This window comes from Pseudomonas putida, assembly GCF_022627325.1.
GTDB classification, from domain to species: domain Bacteria; phylum Pseudomonadota; class Gammaproteobacteria; order Pseudomonadales; family Pseudomonadaceae; genus Aquipseudomonas; species Aquipseudomonas putida_X.
Genome location: NZ_JAETZZ010000002.1, coordinates 131,601 through 150,265 on the forward strand (window position 1 = coordinate 131,601; position 18,665 = coordinate 150,265).

Here is an 18,665-nt window from a genome sequence, read left to right on the forward strand (position 1 = left end):
GACCACGGCTGGCACCCCTGCGTTTTCCGACCCGGGGCAAGGCATCCGCCACGTTGGTGCCTGACGGGCGGATGCTCAGGGCTTTTTTGCCCAGTTCGGTACCTCACGCCGGGCGCCGCTGGCCACGGGCTGCGCAGGCAGTGCGCCCCAGTCACCCTGCCCGCCTTGGCTATCTCCATCGCGCCCACCTGCCTGTGGGGGCGCGGAGGGAGGAGCAACCTCAGGCGGTACTTTGCGTCGATGGCGCAGCGCAAATTCTGCTACTGCTTGGATATCGATCTCTTCGATCGCCCCCGCGCCGCGCCAGGCACAGTGGGCGCGGGCGGCACGTAGCCACACCAAGTCGGCTCGCATGCCATCGACCCCCGCGGCGAAGCAACGCTCGGTAATCCAACCCAAGGCGCGGTCGTCCAGCGCGATCGCAGCAAGGCCTTGGCGCGCCACCTGGCAGCGCGCCCGCAATTGCGCCTGGGCAGCAGCCCACTGTTCACAGAACGCCAGCGGGTCGCTGTCGAATGCCAAGCGGCGACGAATGATCTGCTGGCGCGCTTGCGGCTCTGGCAGACCGTCCAGCACCACGTTCAGGCCAAAGCGGTCAAGCAACTGCGGACGCAACTCGCCCTCTTCGGGATTCATGGTGCCGATCAGAACGAAACGGGCACTGTGGCGGTGGGAAATACCGTCACGTTCTATACGGTTGGTGCCGCTGGCAGCCACATCGAGCAGAAGATCGACCAAGGTATCGGGTAGCAGGTTGACCTCATCGACGTACAGCACGCCGCCATCAGCCAGGGCCAGCACCCCGGGCGAAAATTGCGCCTTGCCCTGCCCCAGTGCCGCATCGAGGTCGAGCGTGCCGACCAGCCGTTCTTCGCTGGCGCCCAGTGGCAGGGTGACGAACGGCCCCTCACCGAGCAGGTCGGCCAAGCCGCGGGCCAGGGTACTTTTGGCCATGCCACGCGGGCCCTCGATCAGCACACCACCGATCTTCGGGTCGATTGCGGTCAGGCACAGCGCCAGCTTCAGGTCGTCTGCACCGACCACCGCCGCCAAGGGAAATTGTACGGGCTCATTCATTTCAAGCTTGTTCCTCGCCGTCGAGCAACTGCTCCTCGAGGGTTTCGCGGTAGTCACCAGGTGCTTCCCAGAGCCCGCGCTGCTGGGCCTCCAGCAAGCGCTCGGTGAGGTCTCGCAAAGCCTCGGGGTTATGCTCACGCATGAAGTCGCGGGTCGCCGGGTCGAGCACATAGGCATCGGCCAGCGACTGATAATGATGGTCATCGATCAGGTGCGTGGTGGCATCGAAGGCGAACAGGTTGTCGACCGTCGCCGCCAGCTCGAAGGCGCCCTTGTAGCCATGGCGCTTGGCCCCGTCGATCCATTTGGGGTTGAGGGCACGGGCGCGAATGACCCTGTTCAGTTCCTCTTTGAGGGTACGGATGCGCGGCCGGTCGAGCTGGCTATGGTCGCCGTGGTAACTGGCCACCCCCGCACCGGACAAGGTTTCCGACGCCGCCAGCATGCCACCTTGGAACTGGTAATAGTCGTTGGAATCGAGCAGGTCATGCTCATGGTTGTCCTGGTTCTGCAGCACCGCCTGGACCTGGCCCAGCCGCCTGGCGAACTGGGCACGCGCCGGGGTACCTTCGTCACTGCCACCGTACGCGTAGCCGCCATGGTTGAGGTACACCTCGGCCAGATCCTCCCGGCTATGCCAGAGGCGGCCATCGATTGCATTCTGCACCCCGGCCCCGTAGGCGCCGGGCTTGGCGCCGAATACCCGCCAACCGGCCTGGCGTGCAGCCTGTTCGGCCTCAACGCCCTCGGCCTGCAATGCCGCGCGCTCGGCACGCACCCGCGCCGCCAGGGGGTTGAGGTCTTGCGGTTCGTCCAGCGCGGCTACCGCCTGCACCGCCGCATCAAACAGGCGGATCAGGTTGCCGAAGGCGTCGCGGAAGAACCCCGAGACGCGCAAGGTCACATCCACCCGAGGGCGATCGAGCAGGCTCAACGGCAGGATCTCGAAATCATCGACACGCTGGCTACCGCTGGCCCACACCGGGCGCACGCCCATCAGCGCCATGGCCTGGGCAATGTCGTCACCGCCGGTGCGCATGGTTGCCGTACCCCATACCGAAAGCCCAAGCTGGCGCAGGTGGTCGCCGTGGTCCTGCAAATGCCGTTCGAGGATCAGATTCGCTGAGGCGAAACCCAGGCGCCAGGCAGTGGTGGTGGGTAGGTTGCGTATGTCCACGGTGTAGAAGTTACGCCCCGTGGGCAGCACATCCAGGCGGCCGCGGCTAGGGGCTCCGCTGGGGCCGGCGGGTACGAAGCGCCCCGCCAAGGCGGCGAGCAGGCCATTGATCTCGGCCGCCCCGCAGGCGTCCAAGTCTGGAGCTACCTGCCCCTGTAATGCCTGTACCACCTGATATACCGGCTGCCACTGCGCCTCGTCGGGCAATTGCAGCGTACCGCCCAAAGCGCGCTCGATCACCTGCAGTGCCAGCAGTTCAAGGCGTTCCCGGGTGTCGCCACAGGTACGCCAAAGCGCGTCGCTCACCCCCTGCAATAGCGCCGGACGCGGCCCTGCCCAGTTTTGCCCAAGGTCACAGTCCAACGGGTCGAAGCCCAGCGCCAAAGCCTTGGCGAGTGTACGCAGCAAACTGGCGTTACCACCCCGACCATCACCGCGCTCGACGCGCAGCAAAGCCAGCAGGGTGTCGATCCGCAGCCGTGCTTGCGGCGACTGGCCGAACACGTGCAAGCCATCACGGATCTGTGACTCCTTGAGGTCGCACAGGTAGGTATCCAGGCGTGGCAGCCACACGGCAGCGTCGTCCAGCTGCCCTTCCAGTTGCAGCTCGCGGTCGATGTGGTTGGCCTTGACCAACTCCAGAATATCGCGCTGCAGTTCACGGGCGCGGCGGGGGTCGAGCATCTGCGCTTCGTAGAATTCGTCTGCCAGCTGTTCAAGATGGCGCAACGGGCCGTAGGTTTCGGCTCGGGTCAACGGTGGCATCAGGTGGTCGATGATCACAGCCTGCGTGCGGCGCTTGGCCTGAGCGCCCTCGCCTGGGTCGTTGACGATAAACGGGTAGATGTTCGGCAGCGGGCCAAGCAGTGCATCCGGCCAGCACTGATCGGACAGGCCGACACCTTTGCCGGGCAGCCACTCCAGATTGCCATGTTTGCCCACATGGATGACCGCATCGGCGGCGAAGGCGTGGCGCAGCCAGAAATGGAATGCCAGGTAGCCATGCGGCGGAACCAGATCCGGGTCGTGGTATACGGCACTGGGGTCGACCTGGTAACCGCGGGCCGGCTGGATGCCAACGAACGTCAGGCCATAGCGCAGCCCGGCCACCATCAGGCGACCGCTGCGGTACATCGGGTCTTGCTCGGGCGCCCCCCAGCGTTCCAGCACGGCCTGGCGGTTGGCTTCGGGCAGGCGCTCGAAAGCAGCCTGATAATCCGCCAGGCTCAGGCTCTGGGTGCAGGGGCGCTGGTCGAGGTGATCGAGGTCATTGGTGACGCCGCCGAGCAGCTGGTGAATCAGTTGCGTGCCGCTGTCTGGCAGTTCGCCCAGCGGGTAGCCTTCAGCCTGCAGCGCCTTGAGAATGTTGAGCGCCGCTGCGGGGGTATCGAGGCCAACGCCATTTCCGATGCGCCCGTCTCGGGTCGGGTAGTTGGCCAGCACCAGCGCAACGCGCTTCTGCCCATTGGGCAGGCGCGCCAGTTCCACCCAGCGCCTGGCCAGCTCGGCGACAAAATCCATCCGCTCTGGATGGGCGCGGTAGCACACCACATCAGACTGGCTGCGCTCACTGCGCCAGGCCATGTCCTTGAAGCTCACCGGCCGCGTGATGATGCGCCCGTCCAGCTCGGGCAAGGCAATGTGCATGGCCAGGTCGCGAGCGCCCAGGCCCTGCTCGCTGGCTTCCCAACCGGGTTGGTTGTCCTGCGCGCAAATCGCCTGCAGCACCGCAATGTCACGGCGAAACGGCCGCAGGTTGGGACGCTCCGGGCTGGACATGGCAAAGCCCGTAGTATTGATCAGAACCTCGGCCCCCACTTCGTCCAGCCAGTTTTCGACCTGCTCCAGGCAGGCGCTTTCCTTGAGGCTGGCAACGGCGATCGGCAACGGATTGAGGCCCGCCGCCTGCAGGCGCTGGCAAAACACGTCGATGAACGCGGTATTGGCGGCCTGCAGGTGCGAGCGGTAGAACAGCAGTGGTGCTACCGGGTGCTCCGGGTGCCACTGGCCGAACCAGTCCTTGAGGGTCGCAGTGGGGGTGCCGGGGTGATACACCGACGTGCGTGGCAACGGTTGCGGTGCATCCCAGCTGTAATCGCGGCCCAGCCACTGGCTGGCCAGGTACTTGAACAGGTTGATGGCATTGGCCTTGCCCCCTTGGCGCAGGTAATGCCAAAGGTGTTCGGCTGGCTCCCCGGTGATGCTGCCCAGCCGGGTCAGCTCCGGGTCGGGGCGGTCGTCACCGGGCACCAGAATCAACTGCACCCCGCGCGAAGCCAGTTCGACCAGCTGTTGCACACCATAGCGCCAGTAGCCCACGCCGCCGTGCAGCGACACCAGGATCACCTTGGCGTGGCGCAGCACCTGGTCGACATAAAGGTCGACGGAGGCATGGTTCTGCACCTGCATGGGGTTGGCCAGGCGCAGGCTGGGGTAGTCGTCCGGCAGTTGCTCGGCGGTTTCAGCGAGCAAGGCCAAGTGCGAGTCGCCGCTGCAGAGAATCACCAGCTCGGCGGGTGTCTGGCCGAGGTCGGCGATGCTGTCGTCCGGCACGAAACCGCCGGGCTGGGTCCGCAGCAAGTGCATGGGTCAGGCGCCCAGTGCCTGGCGCAGACGTGCTTCCAGCTGTGCGGCGTCAAGGTCTTGGCCGATCAGCACCAGCCGGGTGACGCGCGGCTCATCGGCACGCCAGGCGCGGTCGAAGTGCTTGTCGAAACGGGTACCTACGCCCTGCACCAGCAGGCGCATGGGCTTGCCAGGAATGGCTGCGAAGCCTTTGGCACGGAGGATGCCGAATTCCACCACCAGTTGGGTCAGGGCGTCGAGCAGCAGCGCTTCGTCGGCCTCCGGCAAGTCGATGGAGATGGAGTCGAAGGCATCATGGTCGTGATCGTCGTGGTCTTCGCCGTCGTGATGCGAATCATGGTGGGTGCGGCGGCCATCGATGTGCGCTTCGGACTCTGCGCCGACGCCCAGCAGCACGTTCAGCGGCAGGCGGCCGCTGCTAGCCTCGACTACCTTGACCGCGGGCGGCAATTCTTCGGCCACTTCAGCGCGGACTTTCGCCAGGCCTTCGGCGTCGATCAGGTCGGCTTTGTTCAGTACCACCAGATCGGCACTGGCCAGTTGATCGGCGAACAGCTCGTGCAGCGGCGACTCGTGGTCCAGGTTGGGGTCGAGCTTGCGTTGGGCGTCGACCTGGTCTGGGTAGGCGGCGAAGGTACCGGCGGCGACAGCCGGGCTGTCGACCACGGTAATCACCGCGTCGACGGTGCAGGCGTTGCGGATTTCCGGCCACTGGAAGGCTTGCACAAGGGGCTTTGGCAGTGCCAGACCGCTGGTTTCGATGAGGATATGGTCGAGGTCGCCACGGCGCGCCACCAGTTCACGCATGACCGGGAAGAATTCTTCCTGAACGGTGCAGCAGAGGCAGCCGTTGGCCAGTTCGTAGACGCGGCCGCTGGCTTCTTCTTCGGTGCAGCCGATGCTGCATTGTTTGAGGATTTCGCCGTCGATGCCGAGTTCGCCGAACTCGTTGACGATGACTGCGATGCGGCGGCCTTGGGCGTTGTCGAGCATGTGCCGGAGCAAGGTGGTCTTGCCCGAGCCGAGGAAGCCGGTGACGATGGTGACGGGGAGCTTGGCCAGTGTTTTCATGTCGCGTTGCCCTTGGCAGGATGGCGCGGGCATGCGGGACGAAAGCCGCGGTCGGACCGGCCGGGCTCGTTCGCCACCGGATCACCCCGCCCGGTTGATAGTCGAAAACGTTGCGAGGCAGGTCTCCTGGCTTGCACCGTTGCGGCCCGTTCGATCAAGGGGCTGGCGGGATGACGCCTTCCCGCGCTTAGGCGCAGTGGCTGTGTCGATCCGTTACCGGTGCTTACAGTTGCGGGGGCAGCCGCGGCTTGTACCGCGTTCCCGTCTTAGCTTCGGCCTGGCCGAAGAACCTCGAAGCGGCAAGGCTACGCGGGGGGTGGCAGGTGGTCAACTGTTGACGCGCCCGTCCCCACCCCTACGCAATGAACCAAGCGCAAGCCCAAGCCCTGCCTGCCCCTGCTCTTGCTCTTGCTCTTGCTCTTGCTCTTGCTCTTGCTTTTCTAGCGCGCAAGTACAGGCACCGCAGATTGCGACTTCAGGAGGCCGAGCGCAGGCCTTGCGGAGGGAGGTGACGGGCATGGATGCCCGTCAAGCGCTTCGGCCCATGGATGGGCCGTGAGCGCGGTCCTCCCGGGAGCAAGGCCGGAGCGAGGGAACCCCGAAGCGCAGCGTAGGGGCCGGATGATAGGAGCCAGCCTTTTTTGGTTACTTTTTGGGGCGTTTGCCAAAAAGTGACCCGCCGTAAGGGCGGAAAGGTGAGTGAGCGTCGCCATAGCAAATGGATATGCCCAGATGAATCGAAACCCCAGCATGAGCTTGTGGCTTGTGGCTTGTGGCTTGCGGCTTGCGGCTTGCGGCTTGCGGCTTGCGGCTTGCGGCTAGCGTGAATATCCATTTGCCGGGGCGGCGCTGAATCACCTTTCCGCCCTTACGGCGGGTCCCTTTTTGTCTTGGCAAAAAGGAACCAAAAACCGCCCGCTCCCATCATCCGGCCCCTACGCTTCGCTCCGGGGTTCCCTCACTCCGGCCTTGCTCCCGGGAGGACCGCGCTCACGGCCCATCCATGGGCCGAAGCGCTTGACGGGCATCCATGCCCGTCACCTCCCTCCGCAAGACCTCCGTTCGGCCTCCTGAAGTCGCAATCTGCAGCGTCTGATCTACCGCGCACTGAAAAGCAAGAGCAAGAGCAAGAGCAAGAGCAAGACAACGGCAACGGCAACGGCAACGGCAACGGCAGGGAAATCGTGGCATGCGATAAGGGCTGCGATTGACGCAAACCCTGCCCCGTGCTCTCCTTGCACCTTACGTTCAGGTGCCCCCATTGGGGGTGAAACGGGAAACCGGTGCGTCGCAGGCCCTCGATCAGGGCCGGACAATCCCGGTGCTGCCCCCGCAACGGTAAGCGAGCGAAGCGTCTAGACCACTGTGCCACGCCATCCGGCATGGGAAGGTGACGCTTTACCAGGAGCCCTGCTCCTCCTCGCAAGCCCGGAGACCGGCCTGGCGTTCATGAACACCCCGCGGTGGGCGGGCGCTGTCGCATTTCTCTGGGCCACCCAAGCCCGGGGCTGCCGCGCTTGCCTGTTGCCCAATAAGCACAATGCCCCACAAAGCAGAGGAACGCGTCATGCCCGTCACCAGCGCCAAACACGGTATCGCCACCCCCGTCACCCTCAGCCAGCGCGTGGTCATCGCCACCGCTGCCAGCCTGTTGGGCCTGTGCCTGATCTACTTTGCCGGCTTCTCACACATCGAGGCGGTACACAACGCCGCCCACGACACCCGCCACAGCGCCGCATTCCCTTGCCACTGAGACCGCCCCATGATCAAGCGCATCGCCCGCACCGCAGGCTTCAGCGGCCTGCTCGCAGCCCTGTTGTTGACCCTGCTGCAAAGCTTCTGGGTCGCACCGCTCATTCTTGAGGCAGAAACCTATGAATCGGCAGCCCCCGCCGCCGAACACCACCACGATAGCCAGGCAACCGCCGGGCATGAACACGCCGCGGCGCACGAACACAGCGCAGAGGCGTGGTCACCAGAGGACGGCTGGCAACGCATCCTCTCCACCACCGGAGGCAACCTGGTCGTAGCCGTCGGCTTTGCCTTGATCCTTGCCGCGCTGTACAGCCTGCGCGAACCCAACCGCGTCACCACCGGCGCATTGTGGGGCTTGGCCGGCTTCGCCGTGTTCTGCCTGGCACCCACCTTGGGCCTGCCGCCAGAACTACCAGGCACCGCCGCGGCCGACCTCGGCCAGCGCCAGAGCTGGTGGATTGGCACCGCCGCCGCAACCGCATTGGGGCTTGCTTTGCTGGTGTTCGCGCGTCATTGGCTGCTCAAGGCCTGCGGCGCCGTGTTGCTGGTAATCCCGCACGTGATCGGCGCTCCGCAACCCGACGTTCACCAAAGCCTGGCCCCAGAAGCGCTGGAAACCCAATTCAAGATCGCGTCGTGGGTAACCAACGCTGCCTTCTGGTTGGCGCTGGGCCTGCTCAGCGCCTGGTTGTACCGCCGCTCCAGCCAGGCCTGATGGCAAGCCAATGCACACTGCCGGCGCTCTACGCCGGCTTTGGTTGCCGCCGGGGCTGCCCGGTGGAGGCCCTCGACGAACTGCTATACCAGGCACTGCACAGCCATGGGCTGACGCTGGCGGCGTTGCGAGGCATCGCCAGCATCACAGCGAAAGCGGACGAACCCGGCCTGCGACAACTCGCCGAACGTCACAACTTGCCCCTTTTGGTGTTCGCACCCTCGCAACTGCAGGCCTACGAGCCGCAACTGAGCCACCGCTCTGCGGTAGCATTCGCCCACAGCGGTTGCTGGGGCGTGGCGGAGAGCGCAGCCCTGGCCCTGGCCGATCATGAATGTGGCAACGCCGCGCTCGTGGTCACGCGGCAAACCCTTGGCGGCGCTACCCTCGCCCTCGCCAGCGGCGGATAATTGTTTCACCATTCTCCTGCAAGGATTTTCCATGACGGTCTACTTCATCGGCGCCGGCCCAGGCGACCCGGAATTGATCACGGTCAAAGGGCAGCGGCTGATCCGTCAGTGCCCAGTGATCATCTACGCCGGCTCGCTGGTGCCCGCTGCCGTGCTCGAAGGGCACCAGGCCCAGACCGTGATAAACAGTGCCGAACTGCACCTGGAGCAGATCGTTGCGGCCATGCACGCGGCCCATGAACAGGGCCAGGATGTCGCCCGTGTCCACAGTGGCGATCCCAGCTTGTATGGTGCCATCGGCGAACAGATCCGCCACCTGCGCGAACTGGGCATCGACTACCAGATCATTCCGGGTGTAACCGCTACCGCCGCCAGTGCCGCTTTGCTGGGCTGCGAACTGACCCTGCCAGAGGTGGCGCAGACGGTCATCCTGACCCGCTACGGTGACAGCTCGCCCATGCCGGCAGGCGAACAACTGGGCGACCTGGCACGTCATGGCTGCACCTTGGCGATCCACCTCGGCGTGAAACACCTGGCTCGAATCGTCGATGAGCTTGTTCCTTATTACGGCGCAGACTGCCCGGTGGCCGTGGTGCATCGGGCCACCTGGCCCGATCAGGACTGGGTACGGGGCACCCTCCACGATATCGTCGAGCAGGTAGCCGCGAAGGGTTTTCGTCGCACCGCGCTGATCCTCGTCGGGCATGTGCTGGGCGATGCGCCGTTCGCCGAATCCGCCCTGTACCGTGCCGGGCATGCGCACCTCTATCGCCAGGGCAGTTGAACATTGCCAAGCCGATCCCCGCCATAGCAGACTCCAGGCTCCATCCCGCGGACCGGAGTCGCCCCATGCTGGAACTACGTCCCAATTGCGAATGCTGCAACGCCGATCTGCCGGGCGACAGCCCTGACGCGCTGATCTGCTCGTTCGAATGCACATTCTGCAAGCGCTGTGCACAAACCCACTTCCAGGGCCGCTGCCCCAACTGCTCAGGACAATTGGTCGCACGCCCCACCCGGGTCGGCACCGCCTTGAGCAACAACCCGCCTGCCACAGTGCGCGTGCTCAAGCCCCACGCCCGCTGTGGCTGAGTAACCTGCAGCCCCAAGCATCGTCGAAACATACCCCGGCGATGCTTGTTCTCAGACGATCTTGTAGGACTTTTCAACAAAGTCGTGCCCCTTACTCAACACATCTATACTCGCCATTACCAAGGAACCGGAATGGACGTATCGTGCTGCGCTGCAGAAAGACCTTGCAGACGTATTCCTGATTAGCCTTAGGAAACGGACCACATTCCGACAGGAGTTAGCCTCATGACAACCGTGCTGATCGTTGACGATCACTCTACCGTTCGATTTGCGCTGCGCATGCTGCTTGAGCGTGAGCGCTTCAAAGTTGTGGGTGAAGTCGACAACGGTAGCGAAGTGGCGCAGGTAGCACGCAACCTGCGCCCCGATGTGGTAGTGCTGGACATCGGGCTTCCCGGCCTCGACGGTATGGAAGTCATCAAACGCCTGCAGCAGCTTGAACACGCGCCCAGGATCATGGTCCTGACCGGGCAGGCCTCGGAATTGTACGTACGCCGCTGCCTGGACGCCGGTATCGGCGCTTTCGTAACCAAAGATGAAGATCTCGATGCCGTCGTCTTTGCCATGAAAGCCCTGGTCAAAGGGTACTCGACCTTCCCGCAGATGTCGGTGAACAGCAACACGCTGGACAGCGAGCAAGGGCGCCTGAGCAGCCTGTCGAATCGGGAGATGGAAGTGCTGCGGCGCTTGGCCCGTGGCGAGAACAACAAGAACATAGGCCATTGCATGAACCTCAGCGCCAAGACCATCAGCACTTACCGTGGGCGCATCATGGACAAGCTCAAGACAGAATCATTGGTAGAAATGGTCGACCTGGCCAAACGCAACAACGTCAACTAGGCGCATGATCGGCATGAAGTGCGTACTGCTGGCACTTTTGCTGGCCATTGGCATGGGTGGCTCGGCGCTCGCCACACCGGCAGATGTGGAAACGCGGCAGTTGTTGGCGCGTTCGGTCAGCACCGCTTCACCACTGCAACTCGATAGCCAGGACCGCCACTGGTTGCAGCAGCGCAAAGTCCTGCTGCTGGGCAGCTCGCGTCCCGATTACGCACCGTTCGAGATCAATATCAGCCCGACCGACTATGAGGGCTTGAGCGCAGATTATGCCGGGCTCATCTCCGAACTTCTGGGAATACCGGTCGAGGTCAGGCGCTTTCCCAGCCGCCATGCCGCGATCGCAGCCTTGCGCGACGGCAAAATCGATTTGCTGGGCAGCTCCAACGGTTTCGAAGCGGCCGATGCCCAGTTGAGCCTGAGCCAGCCCTATGCAGACGATTTGCCAGTCATCGTGACCCGCGAAGGGCGCCCCCTTAAAAACGACATGGACCTGAAAGACCTGCGCCTGGGCATGGTCGATCACTACCTGCCGAGTGAAACGGTTCGTGCGCTCTACCCCAACGCACAGTTGAGCCTCTATCGCTCGACCCTGGCTGGGCTGGCGGCGGTGGAAACGGGCGAGGTGGACGCCTATCTCGGGGATGCCATCAGCACTGACTTTCTGATTGGCAAAAGTTACCAGGGTACGGTGAAGATCGACCATTTCTGCCGTGGGCCAGCGGGCACCTTTTCCTTCGCCCTCGCCGATGACAACCCGCGCCTGCGCCGGCTGATCGACATGGCACTGGCAAGAATCACAGAAAGCGAACGCTTGAACATCCTGCGCCGCTGGACCAGTGGCAACACCAGCCTGTTGCTCGAACGCCATCTGTCAGCACTTACCGCTGAGGAACAGGCGTGGATAGAGCAGAACCCCACCGTCAGCGTACTGGTCGACACCGCACTTGCGCCGCTGACCTTCAACGATGCCAAACAGCAGCCCAGCGGGATTACCATCGACCTGCTCAAGCAGATCACCCTGCGCACCGGGCTGACATTCAAGCTCATCGAGCGCAACGCCGTGCAGACCATGATCGAGCAAGTGGCACGGGGCGAGGCGCAAATGATCGGGGCGCTGGGCTATGGTGCGCAGCGCCAGACGCAACTGCGCTACACCCGCCCCTATCTGGTCAGCCCGAGGGTTCTGGTCACACGCAGCCAGGCGCCCTGGCCGCCACAGTCACGAACTCTGGAAGGCCAACGTATCGCCCTGCTGCGTGGCTCACCCCTGCGAGCAGAAGTGCAACGCCAGCACCCCAAGGCGGTAGTGGTGGAAGTGAACAACCCGCTAGGCTTGATGGAAGCCGTTGCCAACGGCGATGCTGACGTCGCCTACAGTAGCCATATCAACGCCAAGTACTACATTACCCATGTCTTCAAAGACCAGCTACGCATAGCCACTGTGCTGGGTGATGACCCGGCGACGGCGGCGTTCGCCGTCGCACCTGGCCAGCCGCAGTTGCAGGCCATTCTCGACAAAGCCCTGTTGAGCATCCCTCCCGAAGAACTCGATCAATTGATCAATCGCTGGCGTATCAGCACGGTGGTCAGCGACAGCCCGTGGCGCAACTACCGGACACTGGCATTGCAGGTGCTGGTGCTCTCTGCACTGCTGCTGGCCGGCGTGGTGTTCTGGAACAGTTACCTGCGCAAGCTGATAAATCAGCGTACTGAGGCACAACGCGCGTTACAGGCGCAATTGACCCTGAGCCGCGGCCTGCTCGAACAATTGCGCCAGGCCAAGGACGATGCCGAGCGGGCCAGCCATACCAAAAGCACGTTCCTGGCAACCATGAGCCACGAGATCCGCACCCCGATGAACGCAGTCATCGGCTTGCTCGAGCTGGCACTGGAAGATAGCCGCAAAGGCCACTGCGATGCTCAGGCGCTGCAGACCGCACACGATTCGGCCGTGGGCCTGCTGGGTTTGATTGGCGACATCCTGGATATTTCCCGCATCGAATCTGGCCACATGACCCTGCAGCCTGAGGCCACCGACCTGGTCGAACTGGTACGCAGCACCGTGAGGGTCTTTGACGGCAATGCGCGGGTCAAGGGGCTGAGCCTGCATTGCTTGCTACCAGAAGGGCCCGCCTGGGTGTTGGCAGACGCCCTGAGGATCAAGCAGATTTTCTCCAACCTGTTGAGCAATGCGATCAAGTTCACCGACCGCGGGGAGGTTCACGTAAGCCTGGCCCTCGAGCGGCTAACCGCCGGCAACAGCGCGCACATCCAGTTGTGCGTGCGCGACACCGGTATCGGCATTGGCTCGGCAGACCAGGCTCGCCTGTTCAGCGCCTTTGCCCAGGCTGATGGCCCGCGGGCGCGGCAGGGAGCCGGGTTGGGGCTGGTGATCAGCCGCACGCTTGCCAACCTGATGGGCGGTACCCTTGACCTGCAAAGCGTCGAAGGCGTAGGCACCAAGGTATCGGTCGAGCTGCAACTGCCAACGTGCGAAGCACCCGCACCGGTAGAGCCCGCCGCACCTGGTCAAGGCGCTGAAAGCGGCCCTCTGAACATTCTGGTGGTGGATGACTACCCGGCCAACCTGCTGCTGCTGGAGAAGCAGCTCAATACATTGGGCCATCGAGTGACGGTGGCCGAAAATGGCCAAGCGGCCCTGGCCCTCTGGCAGGCTGAACGCTTCGACCTGGTCATCACCGACTGCAGCATGCCGATCATGGACGGCCATCAATTGGCACGCAGCATTCGCGCGCAGGAGCACGAACGGGGCCTGCCTGCCTGCACCATCCTTGGGGTCACCGCCAACGCCCAGGCCCAAGAGCATGAACGTTGCCTGGCCAGCGGCATGGACGACTGCCTGTTCAAACCGGTCGGGCTCAGTGCCCTGAAAGCCCATTTGCCGCAAGGCCAGGCCACTACAACTGCACCACAGCCGAAGGCAAGCAGCCTTAACCTGGACGAGTTGCACCATCTGACCCAGAACGATGATCAGCTTGTCCGGCGCCTGCTTCAGCAGCTTACGCAAAGCGCCAGCGAAGACCTCGCCGCGCTGCGCGGCCTGGGTAGTGAAGCGGACGGTGATGCGGTGCGCGCTGTCGTACACCGTATCAAGGGCGGCGCCAAGATGGTCAAGGTGCGCGGCGTGGTCAAGGATTGCGAAGCGATCGAACAAGCCTTGGCGCAGGGCGTGCCCACCGAGGCGCTGTGCCTGCAACTGGAAACCAGCCTGCAAACCCTGCAGCGCGAACTGTCCGACGCGCTCAGTGCAATTGCAACGTCGAATTGATCTGGCTGATTGCATCGACCACGTGGCGCGACCCCTGCTGGATCTCCATGATCACGGTGCCTGCCTCGTTAGCCAGGGCAACCCCTCGTCCCGTGCGCGTCAGGCTCGATTGCATACTGGCCACAGCCGTGAGCGAAAGGTCATGGTTCTGCCGCACTACGTCGACGATCTCCAGAGTCGCCTTGCTGGTCCGGGCCGCCAGGCTGCGCACTTCGTCCGCCACCACGGCGAAACCCCGCCCATGTTCACCGGCACGGGCAGCCTCGATTGCAGCATTCAACGCCAGCAAGTTGGTCTGATCGGCAATGCCGCGAATGGTCAGCACAATCTGCCCGATGACGTCCGATTGCTTGCTGACGGCATCGATGCTGCGCGCCGCGTCGTTGAGCTCCGCAGAAATCTGCTCGATCACTTGCACGGTTTGCTGTACCACCTCGGTACCCTTGCGTGCACACGCGTCAGTCTGCACGGAACTGGCATGGGCCGCCTCAGCGGCGCTTTGCTGGGTGCTGACCTGCGCGGTGATGTCGCTGGCGAACTTGACCACCTTGTACAACCGCCCTTTGCTGTCGAAGATCGGGTTGTATGAGGCCTCCAGGTACACCGTCTGGCCCTGCTTGTTGACCCGCTCGAAACGATGGGAGTGATACTCACCACGGTTCAGCGACGCCCAGAAGTCGCGGTAGGCGGAGGATTCCCGTTCATGCGCCAGGCAGAACAGACCGTGATGGCGCCCCACCACCTCTTCCAGGCGGTAGCCCATCGTCGTCAGGAAATTCTCGTTAGCCTTGATCACCCGGCCCTGCGGCGTGAATTCCACCACCGCCATGGACCGACCGATGGCCTTGAGCAGGCTTTCGCTCTCGTGTTCATCCTTTATACGCTGGCTGATATCGGAAGCCACCTTGATCACACTGACCACCTGCTGACGCTCATCGAGCACCGGCATGTAGCTGGCCTCCAGCCAGACTTCACGGCCGGCCTTGTCGATACGCTCGAAGGTGCCGCTGATGGGCTTGCCCTCGCCCAACTCGCGCCACAGCTGCTGGTATTCGGCACTTTTGCTGTAGTCAGGGTCGCAGAACAAGCGGTGGTGCTTGCCGCGCAACTCATCGACGCTGTAACCCATTGCCAGGCAGAACTGGGCATTGGCATCGAGAATGGTGCCATCGGGGCCAAACTCGATCATCGCCATTGAGCGGCTGATCGCCGCGAGTTTTGCCTGAGCTTGTGCCAAAGCCTGGTGAGAGCGCTGAATCTCGAGCAAATCTGACTTGTGATGGAAATCGAACATGGCGCCGGGTTCCTTTATGCGCAGGGTTTTCTGAGCATAGATCGGCGTCCAACACGTGCAAGCAGACTGCTATCACTTAGTGATTAGTGTATTCGTTCAGCCCATGTACGAGCGTCGCTCGCCCGCTCAGGAACTTTCGCGCACCATCAGTTCAAAACCCAGGTCCTGTTGCTCGGTAGCTACCCGCTTACCATCGAGCAACGCCAGCAGTGCCTGTGCCGCGCCCCGACCAACGGCGGCGCGCGGTGTGCGAATGGAGGTCAGGCGCGGGACCATGTGCGCCGAGGCCGGCAGGTCATTGAACCCAACCATGGCGACGCTCCCTGGAACGTCGATACCCTGGCGCAAGGCCTGCAGCACAGCGCCTTGGGCGAGGTCGTCGTTGCAGAAGAAAATGCCATCCACATCCGGTGCCTGCGCCAGCAACTGGCTGAACAGTTCGCTGCCCAGCGCAATGGAGGAAGGCTGCGGCGACAGCACCTCCAGTTCCGTTGCGTGCACGCCGGCTTCAGTCAGCGCCTGGCGGAACCCTTCGGCACGCTGCATCACCCGTGGGTCAAGTTGCGCGGCGATGAATGCCAGGCGCCGCCGGCCCCGCTCTAGCAGGTGCCTGGCTGCAGCCCGGCCAGCCTGCTGCTGTGAGAACCCTACCGATAACATGCCTGGCGGCCCCCCCAGCTCCATCATGTGTACGCAAGGCACGCCGCTGGCAGCCAACATCTGCCGGGAAGCCTCGCTACGCTCGAAACCGGTGAGCAGGATGCCGCATGGCTGGTACGCCAGGTAATTGCGGATCAGGTTTTCTTCTTCGTCGATATCGTAGTGATAGTTGCCGATCAGCACCTCGAGCCCGCGAGGGCGCATCACTTCGTGAATGGCCTCCAGCGTGTCGATGAACAGCTGGTTGGACAGCGACGGAATGAGCACGACCACCGACTGGCTGCGTGCAGAGGCCAACGCCCGGGCAGCGGGGTTGGCGATGTAGCCCAGGCTCGCTGCCGCGGCCACCACTTTTTCCACCAAAGCCGGAGCCACGGTGCTGACACCGCGCAAGGCGCGGGAAGCTGTGATAGGGGAAACCCCGGAAAGCCTGGCCACTTCTGCCAGAGTGGGTCGACCGGTAGTGCGGGAGCCTGATCGCGACATGAGTGTTGTAATTTTACTACTTGCAAGGGAGGGGAACGGCCACTAAGGTAGCGCTGTCTCAGGACGCAGGCAATGTAATCTTTGGTGGTGGCCACTACACGCCTTCTGCCAAGCGTCCATACTGCGTAACGACAAGATCAACAACATCGGGGAGCTAGTGTTTCGTCATCAACGAGACAGCGCTATCTCACCCCGCAGGAGGTACTGATGAATTCTCCCCTGTCCGCCATCGTGGTGATGGGCGTGGCCGGTTGCGGCAAAAGCTGCGTCGGCGCTGCCATTGCCGCCAGAAGTGGCGGCCGCCTGATCGAAGGCGACGCGTTCCATCCTGCCGAAAACATCCGCAAGATGAGCGCGGGCACGCCATTGAACGACGACGACCGCGCCGGTTGGCTGGTGCGCCTGGGCCAAGAGTTGCAAGCCACGGTCCAGGCGGGCGAACGTCCGATCCTGACCTGCTCGGCACTCAAGCGCCGTTACCGCGACACCTTGCGCCAGGCCATGCCGGAGCTGGTCTTCGTGTTTCTTGAACTCACCCCTGCAGAAGCCGAGAAGCGCGTGCTCGCTCGCCCCGGCCATTTCATGCCGGCGAGCCTGATCGATAGCCAGTTCGCTGCCCTAGAGCCCCCCCATGGCGAGCCTCTGACCCTTCCCCTCGATGCCACGCAGCCAATCGATGCGCTGGCCGAGACGGTAGACACTTGGCTAAAGCCCTGCGGTGAGCGGGACCTGGCGCGGACCGCTTGAACCTGGCGGTTTTCCCGGCTCACCAAAGACAGCGCTGTCCCGACGCCTGAAAGCGTCGAGCGTTCAATTTCAAGCAACGCCAAAAACAACGATAAGACCGAGGCATTAAAACCATGTTCGGACTGGCTACAGATACCTTCCTGCTGCTCGACGCCCTGGTAACCATCGTCGGGCTGATCCTGCTGATCACCCATTTCAAAGTCCACCCCTTCGTCGCCCTGACTATCGCCGCCGGTTTCCTCGGCCTGACCTCCGGTATGCCGGTGGCCAAGGTCATGAAGTCGTTCCAGGACGGGTTCGGTGGCGTACTGGGCTTTGTCGGCATCGTCCTCGCCTTGGGCACCATGCTCGGCAAGCTGATGGCCGACTCCGGTGGCGCCGACCAGATCGCACAAACCCTCATTCGCGCCTTCGGCAAGAAGAACGTGCATTGGGCCATGATGTTTGCCGCATTCCTGGTCGGCATCCCGCTGTTCTTCGAAATCGGCTTCGTGCTACTGATTCCTTTGGTGTTCATCGTTGCCAGGCGCTCCGGTGTATCGCTGATCAAGATCGGCATCCCGTTGCTGGCCGGGCTTTCGGTGGTGCACGGCCTGGTGCCGCCGCACCCGGGCCCACTGTTGGCGATCGGCATTTTCAACGCCGACATCGGCAAGACCATCTTCTATGGCTTGTTGGTAGCACTGCCCACGGCGATCATCGCCGGCCCGCTGTACGGCAACTTCATCTCCCGCTACATCCCCGGCAATCCGTCACAGGAACTGATGGATCAGATCGCCAAGGAGTCGGACCAAGGTAACCTGCCGAGCTTCAGCGTCACCCTGATCACCGTGCTGCTGCCGGTTGTACTGATGCTGCTCAAGACGTTCGCTGACGTCGTGCTGCCGGCCGAGCACATCGTGCGCCAGTGGATGGACCTGATCGGTCACCCGATCACCGCCCTGCTCGCTGCGCTGCTGCTGGCCTTCTACACCTTCGGCTCGGCCCGCGGCTTCAACCGCCAGCAGATCATGAAGATGCTCGACCAGAGCCTGGCGCCCACAGCTGCCATCGTGCTGATCGTCGGTGCAGGCGGCGGTTTCAAGCAGATGCTGGTCGATACCGGTGTCGGCAACGTGATCGGCCAGATGGCGGTACAGGCAGAAATTTCCCCGATCATGCTGGCATGGCTGGTTGCTGCGGTCATCCGTATCGCCACCGGGTCGGCGACGGTCGCCACCATCACCGGCGCAGGCATCGTTGCCCCGGTCATCGACCTGGTGCCCGGCGTCAACCGTGAACTGCTGGTGCTGGCCACCGGTGCCGGTTCGCTCATTCTGTCCCATGTCAACGACGCAGGCTTCTGGCTGGTCAAACAGTACTTCAACATGACCGTGGCTGAGACCTTCAAGACCTGGAGCATGATGGAGACCATCCTGTCGGTGGTCGGCATCATCTTCATCATGATGCTTTCAACGGTGGTGTGA

14 protein-coding genes, 1 pseudogene and 2 riboswitches are annotated in these 18,665 nt (G+C 63.2%); of the genes and pseudogenes, 9 read left to right on the forward strand and 6 right to left on the reverse strand.

The window, feature by feature from the left end; genetic code table 11:
- Positions 1 to 75: 75 nt before the first annotated feature.
- The 3 genes from JNA92_RS04535 to cobW are packed head-to-tail and all read right to left on the reverse strand — an operon-like array spanning position 76 to position 5,911.
- Positions 76 to 1,077 (reverse strand): ATP-binding protein, encoded by a 1,002-nt coding sequence (locus tag JNA92_RS04535; RefSeq protein ID WP_241803535.1) that lies wholly within the window; start codon positions 1,075 to 1,077, stop codon positions 76 to 78.
- 1 nt (position 1,078) lies between these two features.
- Positions 1,079 to 4,840 carry a cobaltochelatase subunit CobN gene (cobN, locus tag JNA92_RS04540; RefSeq protein WP_241803536.1) on the reverse strand — a complete coding sequence of 1,254 codons (3,762 nt, stop codon included), beginning with the start codon at positions 4,838 to 4,840 and terminating at the stop codon, positions 1,079 to 1,081.
- Positions 4,841 to 4,843: 3 nt separating this feature from the next.
- Positions 4,844 to 5,911, reverse strand: a complete 1,068-nt coding sequence (cobW, locus tag JNA92_RS04545; RefSeq protein WP_241803537.1) for a cobalamin biosynthesis protein CobW — start codon at positions 5,909 to 5,911, stop codon at positions 4,844 to 4,846.
- A gap of 99 nt (positions 5,912 to 6,010) precedes the next feature.
- A riboswitch (cobalamin riboswitch) is annotated at positions 6,011 to 6,220 on the reverse strand.
- Between the two features lie 924 nt (positions 6,221 to 7,144).
- A riboswitch (cobalamin riboswitch) is annotated at positions 7,145 to 7,369 on the forward strand.
- A 109-nt stretch (positions 7,370 to 7,478) separates the two neighbouring features.
- On the opposite strand from cobW, the gene JNA92_RS04550 reads away from it, so the two are divergent.
- The 7 genes from JNA92_RS04550 (at position 7,479) to JNA92_RS04580 (ending at position 14,012) form a co-directional block, all read left to right on the forward strand.
- The gene (locus JNA92_RS04550; RefSeq protein ID WP_241803538.1) at positions 7,479 to 7,664 is read left to right on the forward strand and encodes a CbtB domain-containing protein; all 186 of its coding nucleotides are present in this window, start codon (positions 7,479 to 7,481) and stop codon (positions 7,662 to 7,664) included.
- 9 nt (positions 7,665 to 7,673) lie between these two features.
- On the forward strand, positions 7,674 to 8,381 hold the full coding sequence (locus JNA92_RS04555; RefSeq protein ID WP_241803539.1) for a CbtA family protein: 708 nt from the start codon (positions 7,674 to 7,676) through the stop codon (positions 8,379 to 8,381).
- A gap of 17 nt (positions 8,382 to 8,398) precedes the next feature.
- On the forward strand, positions 8,399 to 8,791 hold the full coding sequence (locus JNA92_RS04560; RefSeq protein ID WP_241803803.1) for a cobalamin biosynthesis protein: 393 nt from the start codon (positions 8,399 to 8,401) through the stop codon (positions 8,789 to 8,791).
- Positions 8,792 to 8,822: 31 nt separating this feature from the next.
- A complete protein-coding gene (gene cobM, locus JNA92_RS04565; RefSeq protein ID WP_241803540.1) occupies positions 8,823 to 9,575 on the forward strand; it encodes a precorrin-4 C(11)-methyltransferase in 753 nt (250 codons plus the stop codon).
- 65 nt (positions 9,576 to 9,640) lie between these two features.
- Entirely contained in the window at positions 9,641 to 9,883 is a 243-nt protein-coding gene (locus JNA92_RS04570) for a DUF1272 domain-containing protein (protein ID WP_241803541.1), read from the forward strand.
- Positions 9,884 to 10,108: 225 nt separating this feature from the next.
- Positions 10,109 to 10,723, forward strand: a complete 615-nt coding sequence (locus tag JNA92_RS04575; protein WP_241803542.1) for a response regulator transcription factor — start codon at positions 10,109 to 10,111, stop codon at positions 10,721 to 10,723.
- A gap of 13 nt (positions 10,724 to 10,736) precedes the next feature.
- Positions 10,737 to 14,012, forward strand: coding sequence for a transporter substrate-binding domain-containing protein (locus JNA92_RS04580; protein WP_241803543.1), 3,276 nt, complete (start codon positions 10,737 to 10,739; stop codon positions 14,010 to 14,012).
- Here the strand turns inward: JNA92_RS04580 and JNA92_RS26015 are convergent.
- From JNA92_RS26015 to JNA92_RS04590, 3 genes and pseudogenes are all read right to left on the reverse strand, one after another.
- The gene (locus JNA92_RS26015; RefSeq protein WP_400637809.1) at positions 13,987 to 14,481 is read right to left on the reverse strand and encodes a methyl-accepting chemotaxis protein; all 495 of its coding nucleotides are present in this window, start codon (positions 14,479 to 14,481) and stop codon (positions 13,987 to 13,989) included. The two genes, JNA92_RS04580 and JNA92_RS26015, sit on opposite strands and share 26 nt — an antisense overlap.
- Before the next feature lie 42 nt (positions 14,482 to 14,523).
- Positions 14,524 to 15,306: pseudogene (locus JNA92_RS26020) on the reverse strand (PAS domain-containing protein); the annotation flags it as partial.
- 126 nt (positions 15,307 to 15,432) lie between these two features.
- Entirely contained in the window at positions 15,433 to 16,452 is a 1,020-nt protein-coding gene (locus tag JNA92_RS04590; protein WP_241803545.1) for a LacI family DNA-binding transcriptional regulator, read from the reverse strand.
- 207 nt (positions 16,453 to 16,659) lie between these two features.
- Here JNA92_RS04590 and JNA92_RS04595 point away from each other — a divergent pair, with 207 nt between their 5' ends.
- The gene (locus JNA92_RS04595; protein ID WP_241803546.1) at positions 16,660 to 17,199 is read left to right on the forward strand and encodes a gluconokinase; all 540 of its coding nucleotides are present in this window, start codon (positions 16,660 to 16,662) and stop codon (positions 17,197 to 17,199) included.
- Positions 17,200 to 17,312: 113 nt separating this feature from the next.
- Positions 17,313 to 18,665 (forward strand): GntP family permease, encoded by a 1,353-nt coding sequence (locus JNA92_RS04600; protein ID WP_241803547.1) that lies wholly within the window; start codon positions 17,313 to 17,315, stop codon positions 18,663 to 18,665.